General features: G+C 66.0%; 8 protein-coding genes. 7 read left to right on the plus strand and 1 reads right to left on the minus strand.

Translation table 11 applies throughout. The features are described from left to right. Positions 1 to 217: 217 nt before the first annotated feature. Positions 218 to 3,409 carry a glycoside hydrolase family 3 C-terminal domain-containing protein gene (locus tag ACFVW8_RS08325; protein ID WP_389687380.1) on the minus strand — a complete coding sequence of 1,064 codons (3,192 nt, stop codon included), beginning with the start codon at positions 3,407 to 3,409 and terminating at the stop codon, positions 218 to 220. Between the two features lie 589 nt (positions 3,410 to 3,998). Between ACFVW8_RS08325 and ACFVW8_RS08330 the strand changes: the two genes are divergently transcribed. From ACFVW8_RS08330 to ACFVW8_RS08360, 7 genes are all read left to right on the plus strand, one after another. Next, complete coding sequence (locus ACFVW8_RS08330) at positions 3,999 to 6,116, plus strand: glycoside hydrolase family 2 TIM barrel-domain containing protein (protein WP_389687382.1); 2,118 nt, start codon at positions 3,999 to 4,001, stop codon at positions 6,114 to 6,116. 47 nt (positions 6,117 to 6,163) lie between these two features. Then, the gene (locus ACFVW8_RS08335) at positions 6,164 to 7,111 is read left to right on the plus strand and encodes a PmoA family protein (RefSeq protein WP_389687384.1); all 948 of its coding nucleotides are present in this window, start codon (positions 6,164 to 6,166) and stop codon (positions 7,109 to 7,111) included. A 172-nt stretch (positions 7,112 to 7,283) separates the two neighbouring features. Beyond that, positions 7,284 to 9,923, plus strand: coding sequence for a glycoside hydrolase family 97 catalytic domain-containing protein (locus ACFVW8_RS08340; RefSeq protein WP_389687386.1), 2,640 nt, complete (start codon positions 7,284 to 7,286; stop codon positions 9,921 to 9,923). 179 nt (positions 9,924 to 10,102) lie between these two features. Next, positions 10,103 to 11,686: a glycosyl hydrolase family 28 protein gene (locus ACFVW8_RS08345; protein WP_389687388.1), complete on the plus strand. Its 1,584-nt coding sequence runs from the start codon at positions 10,103 to 10,105 to the stop codon at positions 11,684 to 11,686. Between the two features lie 19 nt (positions 11,687 to 11,705). Beyond that, positions 11,706 to 13,376, plus strand: a complete 1,671-nt coding sequence (locus ACFVW8_RS08350) for a glycoside hydrolase family 27 protein (RefSeq protein ID WP_389687391.1) — start codon at positions 11,706 to 11,708, stop codon at positions 13,374 to 13,376. A gap of 58 nt (positions 13,377 to 13,434) precedes the next feature. Beyond that, the gene (locus tag ACFVW8_RS08355; RefSeq protein ID WP_389687393.1) at positions 13,435 to 16,476 is read left to right on the plus strand and encodes a TIM-barrel domain-containing protein; all 3,042 of its coding nucleotides are present in this window, start codon (positions 13,435 to 13,437) and stop codon (positions 16,474 to 16,476) included. Between the two features lie 126 nt (positions 16,477 to 16,602). Continuing rightward, entirely contained in the window at positions 16,603 to 18,075 is a 1,473-nt protein-coding gene (locus tag ACFVW8_RS08360) for an RICIN domain-containing protein (protein ID WP_389687395.1), read from the plus strand. Positions 18,076 to 18,081: the final 6 nt, after the last annotated feature.

Below are 18,081 nucleotides of genomic sequence, written 5' to 3' on the forward strand. Positions count from 1 at the left end.
GGCCACCTGGGGGTGGTGCGCCACCCCCCCCCCCCCCTGCCCCGGAACCGGGCCTCAGGAGCGTCGGCAGAGCCGATCCCGCTCTCCGCACCCTGCGTGATCTACGCGGGAGGTGGTGCGGGGAGCGGGACGGGAGGTCATGTACTGCGCCCGGCCCGGCGTCGTCAGACCGGGCTGATCGGTCCGCCCGCGTCAGCCGGCGCCGGGTGGATACCGGTCAGGGCAGGGTCCACTTCTGAGCCTTGGTGCCATTGCAGTCGTAGATCTGCACCTGGGCGCCTCCTTCGGCGGAGGCGCCCGGAATGTCGAGGCATTTGCCCGAACCCTCGTTGAGCAGCGCGCCGTTGGGCTGCGGAGTCCAGGCCTGAGCTCCGGAACTGTTGCAGTCGTAGATGCCGACAGGGGTTTTGTCGGCCGTGCCGGCGGCCTTGACGTCCAGGCATTTGCCGAGGACACGGAGCGTGTTGTCCGAGCCCACAGTCCACTGCTGTGCCTGGCTGTCGTTGCAGGTGTAGCTCTGCACCGGGTTGGAGTTGGTGGTGTCGGCCGCGCGGTCGTCCAGGCAGAGGGAGGGCGACAACCCGGAGACGATCGGCCCGGTCCTGCCGGGCTTGACGACCGACCAAACGAAGGTCGTGCTGCCCTTCGCCCCGGTCCCGTCGGCGGCGGTGACCGTGACCGTGCTCGTGCCCGCGGACGTGGCCTTGCCGGAGATCACCCCGGTGCCGGAGTCGATGGAGAGACCGGCCGGCAGCGCGGAGGCGCTGTAGGTGAGCTTCTGGCCGGAGGCCGAGTCGGAGGCGTGCATGGCGAGCGTCGCCGAGCTGCCCGCCAGGCTGCTCATCCCAGCTGGGTTGTCCACGGTGACGGAGTTGCCGGTCGATGTAGAGGTGACCTTCAGCGTGCCGTCGAGCTTGCTGCTCGCTGAGGAGTCACCCACGGAAATGCCGTGTTCTCCCTTGTCGGCTACCCATGTGTGGCCCTGGCTGTCCCAGTGGGACAGGTCGCGCATGGAGACGGGGAAGGTGACCTGCTTGCTCTCGCCGGGCTTCAGGTCCACCCGCTGGAAGCCCTTGAGCTGCTTGCCGGGCTCGCCGGCGGCGGGCGAGGTGACGTAGAGCTGAGCAACCTCCGCGCCCGTGCGACTGCCGGTGTTGGTGACGGTGGCCTTCACGGTGGAGTTGCCGTGTGCGTCCGGCCCGCTGATGCCCAGGCCGCTGTACCCGAACTCGGTGTAGGAAAGGCCGTAGCCGAACGGGAAGAGCGGTTCGATGCCCTTGCTCCGGTACCAGCGATACCCCATGGCCAGGCCCTCGCTGTACTGCACCTGGTCCTTCTGCCCCGGCCACTGAGCCGCAGTGTTGGCCGGTACGTCGTTCAGTGACTTGGGGAAGGACACCGGGAGCTTGCCGGACGGATTGACGTCGCCGAAGAGCAGCGAGGCGATCGCGGTGCCCTCGCTCTGTCCGGAGTACCAGCCTTCGAGGACTCCGGACACCTTGTCGAGCCACGGCATGGTGACGGCCGAGCCTGTGTTGAGCACGACGACGGTGTGCGGGTTGGCCGCGGCCACCTGTGCGATCAACTGGTTCTGGTTACCGGGAAGTTCGATGTCCTTGAGGTCCGAGCCCTCTGAGGTGTCGGTCTTCGCGAAGACCACCGCGACGGAGGACTTCTTGGCCAGCGAGACCGCCTCGCTGATCGCGCTGTCGCTGTAGTCGGCCGGTGTCCAGGACAGGCTGAGCCGGCTGTCCTGGGACTTGTTGTAGTAGTCGACCTCGATCGGGACGGACTGCCCGGCGGTGAGGTTGACACTGGCGGAGCGGGTCGTCTCGGCCTGGTCGCCCCACTGGTCGATCAGCTTCTTGCCGTCCAGAACCAGCCGACTGCCGTCGTCGCTGTTGGTGGCGAATGTGTAGACACCGGTTGCCGGTGCCTTCAGCGTGCCGGTCCACTTCGCCGACCAGTTACTGGAGTTGACGCCATCGCCCGGGCTGGCGCCGTCCCAGTTGTAGTCCAGGCTGGTGGTGTTCTTGGTGAGCACCGGCGAGCCGGACAGATCCGTGTTGTTGTAGAACTGTCCGGTCAGGCCGTTACCGCTGCCGGAGGCCGGCTTGAGTGCTTCCGCCGGTATGCCGGCCAGCGTCGATTTGGCCGTGGACCCCTGTGCGTACTGAACGTCCACATCCGAACCCGCCCGTGCGGCGATGCCCTGCTGAGGGCTGACCACGGAGTCGGCGTGCACGGAGGCACTGCCACCGCCGGAATTCTGCCAACTTCCCAGGACCGCGACCGACGACCCCTTGGTGGCGCTGAGCGGAAGGACACCGTCGTTCTTCAGCAGGACCGTGCCCTTCTCGGCGACCTGCGTGCCCGTGCTGACGTGCTCCGCCGTGCTCACGTGTGCGCCGGTCGATCCGGAGGGGGCCTTGTCGAACACGCCGAAGGTGAACATCTCCGTGAGGATGCGTCCCACCATCGAATCCAGCGTCGACTGCTTGACCGTGCCATCGGCCAAGGCGTTCTTCAGCGGGTCGCCGAAGTAGTTCCGGTTGCCCATCTCCATGTCCATGCCGGCGTTGGCCGACCCCGCGGCCGCGTGGGTGGCACCCCAGTCAGCGGTGACGAAGCCCTGGAACTCGAACTGGTCGCGCAGGACGGTGGAGAGCAGGTTCTTGTTCTGGCACGCGTAGTCGCCGTTGACCGTGCTGTAGGAGCACATCACGGACGATGGTGCACCCTTTTGCACCGCAGTTTCGAAGGCCGGCAGGTAGAGCTCCTGCAGCGTCCGCTCGTCGATGGTGACGGCGTCGCTCGGACTGTTGCGGTAGGTCTCCTGGTTGTACACCGCCAGGTGCTTGAGCTGAGCCATCACGCCCTGGCCCTGTACGCCGTGGATGACCGACGTGCCCATCGCTCCGGCCAGATGCGGGTCCTCACCCATCGTCTCGAAGGCTCGCCCGAAGCGGGGATCGCGGACCAGGTTCACTGTTGGTCCGAGGTCGACCTCCGACCCCTTGCCCGCCTGCTCGGCACCGACCACCGCTCCGTACTCCTTGGCGGCGTCGGTGTCCCAGGTGGCGGCCGCGCTGACAGCGGACGGCAGTTGCGTCACCCCGGTGAGCTTCTGGCCCACTCCGGACGGCCCGTCCTCCAGATCCAGTTCGGGAACGCACAGCTCGGGAATGGCCCGAACCACTCCGGCATACGTATTGCTGCCGGTCCCGGCGATCATGGACAGCTTCTGATCCTGGGACATCGCGCCGAGCAGCTGCGACACGCGGTCGGCGACCGGCGCGCCCGAACCGACCCAGGGACACCCCGCGCTCGCAGCGACGGCCGACGGTGCGGTGTCCGTCTGGCCGGCGAGTCCGACCATCAACAGAGTGCCGCCGACAGCGGCACTCAACCAACGGTTCCTTAACATGAGGTTTCTCCGTTCAACGCACTGATGACGTGGCCGTCCGCAGGTCAGGACGGCTGGCGGGCGGGAATGCCGTTGCGGTCACGGCGTGATGGTGATGAGAGCCTGATCGGTCGGCCCCCGCTGCCTTGCCTGAGGCGATCGTGGACCCGGTCGTCGGGGGAGCCGGCCGAGCCCGGCCGTACTGGCCCGCTGCATGAAGATGCTCTTCACTCAGAGAACGGGCGTTGCACAGTGTGCAGTTGTGTCTCTTTTAAGGTCAAGGTGGAAGACAAAGAAACAGTTTTCAACATTCACCGGTCTGGCGGCCAGCCGCAGGTAGGGGTGCATTTCGCGGGCCGTGTTCATCGATGTGAACCGTGGTGCCGGATTTGAGCCACCCGAGATCGATGTCATCGCCTCGTCCGGCAGGGTTGACCGCCGAGTTGGCCGGGCCTACCGTCACGTCCTGCGGTGTTCATGCTGTAGATAATTGTTCATCTACATGAACCTACTGGGTCGGGCTCAGATGCTTCCGTCTTGTGTGTAAGGCAGGCGCCACCCGGGAGCCCCACACCTTCCACGGAGGCACGTCATGAACGAACTTCCAAGTCGACGACTCGTATTGGGAACCATGGTGGGCGGAGCTCTTGCCGCGTTCGCCTCGGGCGGTGTGTCGGCCGCGTTGGAGAGCTACAGCCCACCCGTCCGGCGAGTCCGGCTCGGCCTCAACTCCGGATGGCTCTTCCACAAGGGTGACGTCGCCGGAGCCGAAGGTCCCGGCTTCGATGACAGCACTTGGGACTCCATGAGCGTCCCGCACACGTGGAACGCGCTGGACGGTGCCGACGGTGGCAGTTACTACCGGGGCGTCGGCTGGTACCGCAAACGCGTCACGGTTCCGGAGACGCTCTCGGGAATGATGCTCTTCCTCCAGTTCGCCGGGGTCAACCAGGTCGCGGACGTCTGGGTCGACGGAGTCCACCTCGGTTCGCACCGAGGCGGCTACTCACGCTTCCGGTTCGGCGTCACGGACGCCTTCAGGCCGGGGAAGAGCGGTGTTCTGGCGGTCAGGGTGACGAACGCGCCGAACGCCGGCATCGCACCGCTGGGCGCGGACTACACCTTCCAGGGGGGCATCTACCGCAACGTCAGCCTGCACGCGATCGACAGACTTGCGGTGCGGATGCTCGACTACTCGGGGCCCGGCGTCTATCTGCGCCAGCGCAGTGTCACGGATTCCTCGGCGACGGTCGATGTGAAGGCGACCCTGTTCAACAACAACACCACCAGCCGCTCCGTGGTGGTGCGTGCCGTTGTCACCCATGCCAACGGCACGGTCGTGGCCGACCACAGCACCGCGCCTCAGACACTCAAGGCCAATAGCGGCACGGACATCGTGCAGACGCTCACGATCGCCGATCCGCGCCGGTGGAACGGCTTGGCCGACCCGTATCTGTACAGCGCCCACGTCGAGATCCGGGACGCCGACGCCGACACCGTCACGGACGTGGTCACCGAGCCGCTCGGCCTGCGGAGTTTCAGCCTCGACGCCACCAATGGCTTCAAGCTCAACGGCAGCCACCTGAACCTCCACGGAGTCAACCTGCACCAGGACCGTGCGGGCGATGGCTGGGCCGTCACCGATGCCGACCACGAGCAGGACTTCGCCCTCATCAAGGAGATCGGTGCCACCGCGGTGCGGATGGCGCACTACCAGCACGACCAGAAGGACTACGACCTCGCGGACGCCACGGGTGTGGTGGTGTGGGCGGAGATACCCCTGGTGGACGCCATCACGGACTCGGCCGCGTTCACGGCGAGCACCCAGACCCAGTTGCGTGAACTGATCCGGCAGAACTACAACCATCCGTCGATCGTCTTCTGGGGGATCGGGAACGAGCAGCGCAGTGACAACACCCCCACCAACAAGCTGCTGACCCAACTCGCCGCGCTCGTCGAAAGTGAGGACGCGGAGCGCATCAGCACCTACGCGAACAACCTCGGCAACGACGCCGGGGTGGCCGGCCATGCGGAGACCACGGCGTACAACAAGTACTTCGGCTGGTACGGAGGTTCGTACAACGACTTGGGCGGCTGGGCCGACAGCCTGCACAAGGACGAGCCGGAACGCACCTTCGCCGTCTCCGAGTTCGGCGCGGGGGCCAATCCCGCCCAACACGCGCTCAACCCTTCAGTGCCCAGTTCAGGAGGCTCCTTCCACCCGGAGGAGTATCAGGCGCTGTTGCACGAGGCGTCCTGGAAGCAGCTCGCCGACCGGCCTTTCGTCTGGGGCTCCTTCGTCTGGAACATGTTCGACTTCGCCTCCGACGGGCGTAACGAGGGCGAGCAGCCCGGAATCAACGACAAGGGACTGGTGACCCGCGATCGGATGACCCGCAAGGACGCCTTCTACTGGTACAAGGCCAACTGGTCCACCGCGCCGACCCTATATATCACCAGCCGTCGCTGGACCTCGCGCACCGAGGCCGCGACCGAGCTGAAGGTCTACTCCAACGCGTCGGAGGTCACCGCCGCGCTCAACGGCACGTCGCTGGGCAAGCGGAACAGCGCCGATCACATCTTCAAGTGGACCGATGTGACGCTGAGGCCGGGATCCAACACCGTCACCGTGACGGCCTCCGTCGACGGCGTGCCGCAGACCGACACCGTTACCTGGAACCTGGAGCCCGGTGTGTCATCCGGTGGCTGAAAACCCCGACTCGGCCCCGTAGGGTCTGAAGGAGATCTGAAGCCGGCATGAGTCAGCCCATCACCGTCACCCATACGCTCGGCGAACGCATCCTGGTCACCTCCGGCGGCGTCGAGCTGTTGACCTACGTCTACGCGCCGGACCCCGATCCTTTCGAAGCCCGTAAGCCCTATGTCCATCCGCTGCGCACGCTGGCGGGCGGTCTCGTCTCCGGCTACCGGCCCAACGACCACCGCTGGCACAAGGGCCTTCAGATGGCCGCCAGCCAGCTCTCCGGTCAGAACTTCTGGGGCGGCGACTCCTACCTGGGGCCCGAAAAGGGCTACAGGCGGGTCGACGACCGGGTCGGGTCCATGCGGCACGACGGCTTCAGTGACTTCGAGGTCACCGAGGACCGGCTGCGCTTCGTGGAGCGGCTGACCTGGTTGGAATTCGGAGGCCAGGAGTGGGCCGCGGAACGTCGCACCATCGAGTTGCACTCGGTGGAACCGGCGGAGGGTACCTGGGCGCTGGACTGGTCCCTGCACCTGATCAACGTGCGTGACGAACCTCTGCGCTTCGGCTCGCCGACCACGGCCGGCCGTGAGCTGGCCGGTTATACAGGTCTCAACTGGCGCGGCCCGCGCGACTTCACGGATGGCAACGTGTTCGGTCCGGGCTCCATGGGGGGAGAGGGGCAGGCAGGCGCCGCACAGCTGATGGGCGCCCCGGCTTCGGAGGTCTCCTGGATCGCGTTCACTGCCGAGCGCGACCATGACGACGCACATTCCACCGTGCTCTTCTGCCATGCCCCGGAGAACGCCGAGTCGATCCATGCCTCGCACTGGTTCGTGCGTTCGGAGCCGTTCCCCTCAGTGGCGCTTTCCTGGGCGTTCTTCGAGGAGTTCGAGCTGCCTCCGGGGGAGAGCTTCGGCTACCGCTACCGGGTTTTGGTCGCGGACGGCGCCTGGGATCGCGACCGTGCCGAGGCCTACCTCGGTACCCACCAGTGGTGAGCGCCGACGGCCCGTCCGGTGCAGCAGCAGTGTCCAAGTGACGCTGTGCGCCGCCCAGTTGGGCTGATTAACAAGCTCAGTTGGAATTCTGTTCATTTTTGTGCGGACCGTTGACGCCTAATCCAACAGGTCTACACACTGTGCCGCACTGCCCCCACGGAAGGAGCTCGCCGTGTATGAGAGCAAGTTCAGAAGTCCGCGTCTCTTAGCCATGTACGTGCTCGCGGTCGCCCTGGCCGCCGTTTTCCTTCCCGCAGCTCCCGCCCGCGCGGCCGCGGCCACCACATGGACGGTCACAGGCCCCTCCGCCGACGCGCCGGTCTCCGCGCAGGTCAGCCTTGACGGCGACGATGGAGCGTTGCGGTTCTCGGCGTCCCGCCAGGGAACAGCCGTACTCGACCCTGCCCCGATCGGGGTCGAGACCACCGCCGCCGACTTGACGAAGGGCCTGACCTTCACCGGGCGCACGGACCGGACGGTCACCGAGTCCTACACCATGACGACCGGGAAGAAGCGCTCGCGGCAGACGGACTACACCGAGACGGCCTTGTCCTTCACCGGCTCCGGAGGCGCACGACTGGATGTCCTGGTGCGGGTGTCGAGCACCGGCGTCGCGTACCGGTACGTCCTGCCCGGCTCGGGGAGCGTGACGGTCGAGCGGGAGGCATCGTCCTGGGAGGTGCCGACGTCGTCCAACGCCTGGCTGGTCCCGGCAGGCCGTGAGGATCAGGGGCAGTGGTTCCGTACGACTGCGGGCGGAGCCCCGGCGAATGACTACGCCGTCCCCGCACTGTTCCAGGTCGGTTCGACGTACGCGCTGCTGGCCGAGACGGCCATCGACGGCCGTTACGCCGGCAGCCGGCTGACACACCAGGAAGGGTCCGGGAACTACGGCACCTCGATCACGGATGCTCCCGTCACCGCGACGCTTCCGCTGGCCACACCCTGGCGCACCGCAGCCGTCGGCGACCTGGAGACCGTCACCGAATCGACGATCGTCGACGACCTCGCCCAGCCGTCCAAGGTGAGCGACACGTCCTGGATCAAGCCGGGTGCGTCGGCCTGGTCCTGGCTGACCGAGCACTCGAGCCCCTCGGATCCCGCTCGCCAGCGCAAGTACATCGACTTCGCACAGCACCAAGGCTGGGACTATGTCCTGGTCGACGAGGGCTGGCAGTCGAGCTGGATGCCGGACCTCGTGAAGTACGCCGAGGCACGAGGCGTCAAGGTGATCGTCTGGTTCAATTCCGCCGACCTGCAGACGGCCGAGCAGCGCGACAAGTGGCTTCCCCTCGTCAAGAGCTGGGGAGTAGCCGGAACGAAGATCGACTTCAGCTACGAGTACACCCAGCCCACCCTCAAGTGGTACGACGCCGTGCTCGCCCAGACCGCCGAGCTCAAGTTGTTGGTCAACTTCCACGGCTCCGGCACCCCGCGAGGAATGCAGCGCACCTGGCCGCACGTCATGTCGGGCGAAGCGGTCTATGGCGCGGAACAGCAGCGCAACCGCGCGTCCTACAACACCCTGCTCCCCTTCACCCGCAACGCCATCTCCAGCATGGACTTCACGCCCGTCGTCTTCAGCATGAACAACCGGGACACCACTGATGCCCACGAACTGGCGACCGCGGTGGTCTTTGAATCGGGCTGGCAGCACTACGCGGACAACCCCGAGAGCTACCGGTCCCGGCCCGAGGCGCTGCGCATCCTCGACCAGCTCCCGACGACGTGGGACGAGACGCACCTGCTCGCCGGCGCACCTGGTGAGGAGGCGTACATGGCCCGCCGGGCGGGCGGGAAATGGTACGTCGGAGGCATATCGGCCCTCGCCGCGAAGACGTTCCAGTCGCCCCTGACCTTCCTCGGCGACGGCCAGTGGCTGCTGGAGACGGTCCGCGACAGCTCAGGACCCCTGCTTCGGGAGACCCGGGTGGTCTCCAGCGGAGACGCGCTTTCGGTGCCGATGGCGCGCAACGGCGGCTTCGCCTCTGTCCTGTGTCCCTATACGGAGGGGATGACAACCTGCGGTTCCTCCGACACCGACGGCGTACTCAAGGGCCACGAATCCGGCCTGTGCGTCGATGTACCCAACAGCACGCAGACCAACGGCACCGACGTCGGGCTCGCGGACTGCAACGGCGACAGCAATCAGCTCTGGACGCAGAACCCGGCCGGACAGCTCCGTGTGTTCCCGGGCACATGCCTGGACGTCGACGGCGGAGTGACCACCGACGGTACAGCGGTCCAGATCTGGGACTGCAACAACAGCGGCGCCCAGAAGTGGACCGTGAAAGACGACGGCTCCGTGCTCAACCCCGCCTCGGGCAAGTGCCTGGAGGCGCGTGACCACGGCACGGGTGCCGGCACCGGGCTGGCGATCCGTGGCTGCGACGGCGGAGCCCAGCAGAAGTGGGCGCGCGGCGCCGCGGCCGGAGCCATAAAGGGGCAGGAGTCCGGTCGCTGCCTGGATGTGCCCAACAGTGCGACGGACAACGGAACCCGCCCGGCGTTGTGGGACTGCAACAGCGGGGCCAACCAGACCTGGACGTCCACGGCCTCCAACCAGCTCCGGGTCTACCCCACCGAGTGCCTGGACGTCCGTGACGGAGCGAGCGCCGACGGAAGCGCCGTCGTCATCACGGACTGCGACAACGCGACGAGTCAGAGCTGGCGTGTCATGTCCAGCGGCTCGATCGTCAACGTGGCGTCCGGCAAGTGCCTGGACGCGTACGACCGAGGCACGGCCAACGGCACGCAGGCGATCATCTGGCCGTGCAGCGGGGCCGCCAACCAGAAGTGGAACCGCGGCTGACCTCTCCTGTCACCACCTGGAACAGGACGGCGCACCGACCGGCACCCCTTCCCGGGGTGTGCAGGGGCACCTGTGGGATGCGCGCAGCCGTTGCCGCGCTCCGGTCAACCAAACAGTCAGGCCCGCGAGTAGGCCGGAAACGGCACGACTCGCTTCCCCCCACGGAGGTTCAGGACACCATGACCATCTCACGACGTCAGTTCGGTCTCGGAGCGGCGGCAGTGGTTCTCGGTGTGCCGCTGATCGACCGGATCAGCAAGGGCAGCGCAGACGCCGCCGAGCCGGCGGCCGCTGCGACCGTCACGACGTATCCCACCCCTTCCTACTTCAACGAGAGTGCCTCCTATTCGCTGAAGGTGGAGTCGGACGAGATCGACGTCGTCAAGAACTTCGGCTACTCCTGGGCGCGGTTCTCGTACTCAGGCACGGCTGAGTTCACCGTAACCGCGAAGGAGGACATTGATTCGTATGACATAAGCCCTCACAGCTACGGGGTCAAGGCAACCGTGAATGGCAGGGAGCTCACCTTCTCGCTTTCCCAGGAAGAGTCACGGTACCTGGTCATCAAGATCAATGATCTGGAGAACCTCGCCATCTCGGCCGACCCGTTGGAAACAGGGAGGCCGTCGCCGAACGGTCGCGATGTGAAGAGCATCAACGACTACTCGGGCGTCGACAACACGGGCGGCAAGCTGATGACCTCGATCATCCAGGATGCCGTTGACGACGCGAGCGCCCGCGACGGCGGCGGCACGGTCTACTTCCCGAACGGCGTGTACAAGTTCTCCCAGATCGAGCTCAAGAGCGATGTCACGCTGTATCTGGCGGCCGGTGCCGTGCTCCGCGGATCGGAGAAGCTGAGTGACTACGACTGGTCCGGTGACCACTTTCGCGCAGCGAACATCCGTATCAATGGAGCGTCCAATGTCGCCATCACGGGAAGGGGGATCATCGATTCCAACGGGAGTGCTCTGACATCAGGAGACAGCGGGTCGAATCGCGAGAACATCGTCTCGTCGTACAAGGGTTCCAGCGGGACGAAGCCGGATGGGCTGACGTTCGAAGGGATCACGCTGAGGGATGGGACGACCTGGAACTTCAATCTCCAGAGCTCGATCAACGTGCAGATCCATCACGTCAAGATATTCAACAACGACACCTGGATCCATGGGGACGGATTCGATCTCGTCACGACATCACATGCGGTGGTCGACCAGTGCTTCGCCTACACCGGGGACGATGCGTTCTGCGCAAAGGGATCGGCCGACGACACGATGACGGACGTCGTGTTCCAGAACTCGGTCGCCTTCACCAGGTCTGCAGGCGTCAAAGTGGGAATGCAGGGAGCCTCCGACATAAATGACATCTGGTTCAGGAACATCGACGTGATCCAGGGATACCGGGGCGTGAGCGTTGACCACGATCAGGGGTCCGGTACCTGGTCGGACCTTCATTTCATCGACATTCGGACCCAGAAGATCTATGACAACGGGACCCAGGGGCAATTCAGGACCTCCCCGATCCTCATCTGGACCGAGGAAAAGGACGGGGTGGGTCCCGTCAGCAAGGTGGAACTGACTCGCTGCACCTTCGAGGACATAGAGGGCTTCCACTCGATCATTCAGGGACATGACGATTCGAGCAAGGTCACTGACGTGACCATCACGGATCTGAGGGTGAACGGCACATTGATCGAGAAGGCTTCTGATGCCTTGATCGACATCAAGGATCACACATCCGACATCGAATTCGTCACCTCCTGACGAAGTATAGGAGCCGTATATGTTGCAGGAACGGCACTTCAAACGGCGCTTCACGGCTGCGGCCGCCGCACTGACGCTTACCGCCGGCGGTCTGGCGGGCGCGGCCGCGGTGACCTCGGCCGCCGCTGTCGGTGTGCAGATCGCCGCCGTAGCCGCCGCGCCGGAGGCTTCCGCGGTGGAGAACGGCCTGGCCCGGACTCCGCAGATGGGTTTCAATAACTGGAACACCACGGGCTGCGGATCGCAGTTCAACGAGGCGATGGTCAAGGGAATCGCCGACCTCTTCGTATCCGAGGGCCTCAAGTCCGCCGGTTACACCTACGTCAACCTCGATGACTGCTGGGCACTGCCCTCGCGGAACGCGGACGGCGATCTCGTCGCCGACCCGGTGCGCTTCCCCAACGGCATCAAGGCCGTCGCGGACTATGTGCACTCCAAGGGGCTCAAATTCGGCCTCTACTCCAGCGCGGGCACCAAGACCTGCGCCGACAACGGATTCCCCGGCGCCCTCGGGCACGAGAAGCAGGACGCCAACCTGTGGGCCTCCTGGGGTGTGGACTACCTGAAGTACGACAACTGCAACAACACCGGCGCCGACGCCGAGACCAGGTACAAGACGATGGGTGACGCGCTCAAGGCCACCGGACGGCCGATCCTCTACGGCATCTGCGAATGGGGCTCCAACTCGCCCTGGAACTGGGCGCCGGCCATCGGCAACTCCTGGCGGAGCACCGGCGACATCAACGACACCTGGTCCAAGATGATCGAGATCGCCCACAAGAACCAGCCTCGCGCGCAGTACGCCAAACCTGGTGCGTGGAACGACCCCGACATGCTGGAAGTCGGCAACGGCGGTATGAGTGACACCGAATACCGCACGCACTTCAGCCTCTGGGCGCAGATGGCCGCCCCCCTGCTCATCGGCAGCGACATCCGCACCGCGAGCCCCGCGACGCTGACCATCCTGAAGAACTCCGACGTCATCGCCGTCGACCAGGACTCCCTGGGCAAGCAGGGCACGGTCGTCTCCTCCTCGGGGGGACAGGTGGTGATGTCCAAGGAGTTGGCCAACGGCGACCGTTCGGTCACCCTCACCAACGAGAACGGTTCCGCCGCCACGGTCAGCACCACGGCCGACGCCGTCGGGCTGCCCAACGCGTCCTCGTACAGGCTCACCAATCTGTGGTCCAAGGCGGTGTCGTCGACGAGTGGCACGATCAGCGCGTCGGTGCCCGCGCACGGGACGGTGATGTACCGGGTGTCGGACGGCACCGGCAGCAGCACAGGTACGACCCATCCGCTGGTCAGTGCCTCATCCCAGCGCTGCCTGGACGCGCAGGGCGGCAGTACGGAGCCCGGCACCAAGATCGGGATCTGGGACTGCCACGGCAAGGCCAACCAGGCCGTCACGCTCACAGCCGCAGGTGAACTGCGGCTGTACGACGGTTCGATGTGCCTCGACGCCTACGACAAGCAGACCGACCCGGGCACCGCGGTGCAACTGTGGACCTGTAACGGGGGAGTCAACCAGCAATGGAAGCTCAACCCCAACGGGACGGTCACCGGCAACCAGTCCGGACTGTGCCTGGATGTCACGGACGGCGACGAACCCGGAGGCAATGTGAACGGCACCGCGCTGGAGCTGTGGAACTGCAACGGGGGAGCGAATCAGCAGTGGAGCCTCGGCTGATCGCTTCTGATCCGGCCGGCATCGGGCCCGTCGAGCTGCCACACGCATGGGAGAGACGATGAAGCACGAACAGATCAAACGCAGGACCCTGCTCGCTTCGGCCGCCGGCGTTCTTGCCGCAGGCACCATTACCGCCCTTCCGCACCGCGCCCTCGCAGCCGCTGGTGAACCGGAACAACTCGGCGACTACGCCGAACACAGCGCCGCAGGCAGCCGGAGTGTCACGGTCACGAGCGCGAGCGGGCAGCGACTCCGGCTCACCGCGTACGGAGACCAGATAGTCAGGGTGAGCGCGGCCCGCTACCAGGAGGACTTCTTCTCCGACACCCGTTACGAGATGGTGCGGCCGGAGGCCCACAGCGATCTGGGCGGCAGCCTTAAGGTCACGGAGACCAACGACACCCTGGAGTTGCGCACCGCCGCGGCTGACGGCCTGCGCATCGTTGTGCACAAGAAGCCGCTGCGGCTGGAGTTCTACTCCCTGGGCACCGATGCCTTGCTTGCGAAGGAGGACGCCACACACGGCATATCCTGGGGCGGCGCGAACAGCACCATCGTCACGCAGACATTCGTCCCGCCGACCTCCGGTGAACGCTTCCTGAAGGGCGGACACGGCGTACTCGGCCGCACACCGCGTCTGGACCGTACCGGTGACAAGGTCTCCCACAACTACGCCGACGCGGCCGCCGCCGCCGACAACCCCAACGACCAGGCGCCGGCCATCGTGCCGTTCTACCTGTCCAACAAGGGATACGGCGTCTTCTTCAACACCACCTTCGACACCACCTTCAACTTCGGCGGCGCGAACGGGTACGGATTCTTCGCCGACGGGCACGACTCCGGCGGCGTGGACCCCCAGCTGGACTACTTCCTGATCAACGGTCCAAAGTTCGGGCAACTGCTCGATCGCTACACGGAGTTGACCGGACGGCCGCGACTTCCCCAGCGGTCCGTCTTCGGGCTTCAGCTCTCTGACAAGAACTTCTCGAACGTGAGCGACCAGAACTGGTGGCGAGAGAAGATCACCCAGCACCGCGCCGCGGGGCTGCCCTTCGACCACCAGGTCAACGACAACCGCTGGCGCGAGGGTTCGGGCTCCTGGTCCGGGTCGTGGTTCGAGTTCAGTCACGATCGCTGGCCCGACCCCGCCGGGTACCAGAAGTGGGCCGCCACCAACGGCGTCACCGTGACCCTGGACTACAACCGCAACAACACCAACGAGATGGCGGGATGGAAGGGCGGCCCGCCGCCCGGCTACAGCCTCCCGGCGGACGACCTCAAGAACGTGAAGGAGAACAACGCCGTCCCCGACTGGAGCAATCCCGACACACGCGCCTGGGTATGGAAGGTCTTCTGGGACAAGGCCCTCAATCCCGAGCTCAACTATCCCGGCGACGCACTGTGGATCGACGAGGTCGACGATCTCGGAGGGATCCCGTACACGGCGAAGATGGCGGACGGCCGCAGGTGGGCCGAAGCGCGAAACGCCTACTTCCTGAACGTGCACAAGGCGGTCGGTGAGGAGGGCTGGGACCCCGAAGGGAACGGGCACATCGGGGCGGCCAAGCGCCCGTGGACCTGGAGCCGCGGTGCCACCGCGGGTCAGCAGCGCTTCGGGCACTACTGGTCGGGTGACATCAGCTCGACCTACGACGAGATGCGGAACCAGATCCGGGGCATGCAGACGGCCGGTCTCGGCGGCTTCCCGTTCGCCAACATCGACGGCGGCGGCTTCGGCGACGGCAATCTGATCTCCGACGCCTTCTACCGCAACTGGCCCGCGGGCTGGTCCAGCCTCGCACCGATCTGGCGCCCTCACGGGACGGCCTCGACCAAAGACCGGGGGAAGCTGGCATCGCGCTGGCCGCTCGACCAAAGCGCCCAAGCGCGGGCGGACTTCATGAAGTACGGTCAGCTCCGGTACAGCCTCATGCCGTACATCTACACGCTCGCCCACCAGGCCAACGCCACCGGCATGCCCATGGCGAGGGCCATGGTGATCGACTACCAGGACCGGCCGCAGTCCTACACCCACGACCTCCAGTACATGTGGGGACCTTCGCTTCTCGTTGCCCCGGTCACCTCCGACGGGGGGAGCGTCCAGCAGATCTGGCTGCCGGCCGGAACCACCTGGTACAACTTCTGGGCGGACATCAAGCACACCGGATCCGACACCGCGGACTTCCCGTACACCACGCGTACCGGCGAAACACCGCTGTTCGTCAAGGCGGGGGCGATCCTGCCCAAGTACCCGTACGCGCAGAGCACCGCCTACATGGCCAGGGGCCAGCTCGAACTGGACGTGTACGCGGGGGCCGACGGAGTCTTCGAGGTCGTCGAGGACGACGGGCTGACCGAGGCATACCGGAACAGCGAGAAGACGAGCGTCACCCGTCTCACCCACACCAACGCCTCCAAGCGTGTCGTCATCGCCCATCCGAAGGGGACGTACGATGGCGCACCCGGCAAAAGGCGCTATGTGGTCCGCATGCACGGCCTGGACGCGCCCGTGGGAATGCGGGTGAACGGGGGTGGCACTCTGCCCGCCTTCACCAGTGAGGCCGCAGCTCTGCTCAGCGAGAACGGGTCCGGCAGTGTCTGGGACGCGAAGACGAAGATCCTGAGTGTCATCACACCGGAGATCTCCGTGGTGAAGGACGGCGGGAACGCCGCCACCGTCGAACCCAGCGGCGGCTCCTTCCCGGCCGTCGGCGGCGCCACGGTCTACCAGGCCGAAAACGCACGGCTCGACAGCACCTTCGCCATCGACACGAGCCACCCCGGCTACACCGGCACCGGGTTCGCCGACTTCAACGGCACGTCCGCAGGCTCCACCATCGCGTGGACGGTCTCCGTGGCGACGGCGGGCACGAAGCAACTTTTCGTCCGCTATGCCAACGGAAGCGACAAGGACCGCCCCCTGGTGCTCGACGTCAACGGCAAGAAGGCCGGCACCCTGGCCATGCAGCCGACCGGCAGCTGGGACACCTGGGCGACAGTTTCCGTCACGGCGGACCTCCCGAAGGGGGACGACATCACCGTTCGAGCCGTCCTCTCGCTGTCGCAAGGCGCCAACATCGACAGCCTGATCCTGCGGTAGCAAGGCCGCGCCGTCAGGCGTGCCGCCGCCCGCACCGCAGCTGTCGTTCACGGTCCATCGTCTCGACGGCCACGGTGCGGGCCGGTTCGCTCGACCCCCACACCCTCCACGGCCATGAGGTACGCCATGCGCGCACGCATCCTGATGTCCTTTCGGCGCCTGTCCGCGGGCGCAGTCGCGCTCCTCGCCGCCGCAGCCATGGTGCTGGTGGCGGCACCGGCCGCGGACGCCGGCTCGACCAGCACGTTCACACCCGGGAAGGCCTGGACCGACGACTCGGGCCGCACTCTTCAGATGCACGGCCTCGGCATCGTCGAAGTCGGTTCCGTCTGGTACGCCTTCGGCGAGAACAAGACCGGCGAGGACTCGGCGGACACGAGCTTCCAGTCCATCGACTGCTACCGGTCCACCGATCTGTCGCACTGGTCCTACCAAGGCGCCGCGCTGAGCCGGCAGGCCGACGGCGACCTGGGCCCGGGCCGCGTGGTGGAGCGCCCCAAGGTCCTCCATAACGCCTCCACGGATACATATGTGATGTACCTGCACATCGACAGCCCCTCCTACGGCGAGGCGAAGGTCGGTGTGGCCACCAGCAAGACACCGTGCGGTGCCTACGACTACCGGGGGAGTTCGAGACCGCTCGGCGCTCAGAGCAAAGACATCGGGGTCTTCCAGGACACCGATGGATCCGGGTACCTGATGCGCAGGGACCCCGACCACGGCCTGCGCATCGAAAAGCTCTCGAGCGACTATCTCACCGTCACGAGCACGGTCCGGACCTTCCCCGACTACGAGTCACCCGCGATGGTCAAGACAGGTGGCCGCTACTACCTGCTCGCATCCAACCTGACGGGCTGGAGGACCAACGACAACGTGTACGCGACCGCCACCTCGCTCTCCGGCCCCTGGTCCTCCTTCCGCACCTTCGCACCCCCAGGCACCATGACGTACAACTCGCAGACCGCCAACATCATCCCGGTGCAGGGGACGGCGGCCACCACCTTCATCTACGCGGGCGACCGCTGGAACACCAGCGATCTCGGCTCGTCCCCCCTGGTATGGCTGCCCCTGACCATCAGCGAGACCACAATGGCAGTCAGCTGGCAGAATTCCTGGACACTCGACATGGGGGCCGGCACCTGGACGGGCACCTCCAACCCGTCCGAGGCGACCCGCCACCTCACCAGCGCCGCGAGCGGACACCTGATGGACGTGAGCGACGGGGCCACCGCCAATGGATCGGGGGTCATCCAATGGCCGTCCACCGGAGGACCGAACCAGAAATGGGCGCTGCATCGGGTCCGCGCCAACGTCTACACCCTCATCGGCGCCGAGAGTGGCAAATGTCTGGAGGTACCCGGCAGTTCCGCAGACCAAGGCACCCGCCTCGACGTGTGGACATGTGACAACGGCACCAACCAGCAGTGGGCGCTGCAGGCCGCCGGCACCTACTCCTCGTCCTCCGACGTCTCCTACGTCCTGGTCAATCTCAGCAGCGGCTGGGTGATCGACGTGGCCAAGGAATCCACCGCCCCCGGCGCGGCGCTCCAGCAGTGGGCCGCCACCGGCGGGACGAACCAGATCTGGACCCTGAGCTGAATGACG

This window comes from Streptomyces sp. NPDC058221 (genome assembly GCF_042882365.1).
In the GTDB taxonomy this organism is placed as follows: domain Bacteria; phylum Actinomycetota; class Actinomycetes; order Streptomycetales; family Streptomycetaceae; genus Streptomyces.

What these genes read in the sequence shown, in the direction of transcription:
- ACFVW8_RS08345 (WP_389687388.1), top strand. Translation starts at nt 10,103, where the DNA reads ATGACCATCTCACGACGTCAGTTCGGTCTCGGAGCGGCGGCAGTGGTT.
- ACFVW8_RS08355 (WP_389687393.1), top strand. Translation starts at nt 13,435, where the DNA reads ATGAAGCACGAACAGATCAAACGCAGGACCCTGCTCGCTTCGGCCGCC.
- ACFVW8_RS08335 (WP_389687384.1), top strand. Translation starts at nt 6,164, where the DNA reads ATGAGTCAGCCCATCACCGTCACCCATACGCTCGGCGAACGCATCCTG.
- ACFVW8_RS08350 (WP_389687391.1), top strand. Translation starts at nt 11,706, where the DNA reads ATGTTGCAGGAACGGCACTTCAAACGGCGCTTCACGGCTGCGGCCGCC.
- ACFVW8_RS08360 (WP_389687395.1), top strand. Translation starts at nt 16,603, where the DNA reads ATGCGCGCACGCATCCTGATGTCCTTTCGGCGCCTGTCCGCGGGCGCA.
- ACFVW8_RS08330 (WP_389687382.1), top strand. Translation starts at nt 3,999, where the DNA reads ATGAACGAACTTCCAAGTCGACGACTCGTATTGGGAACCATGGTGGGC.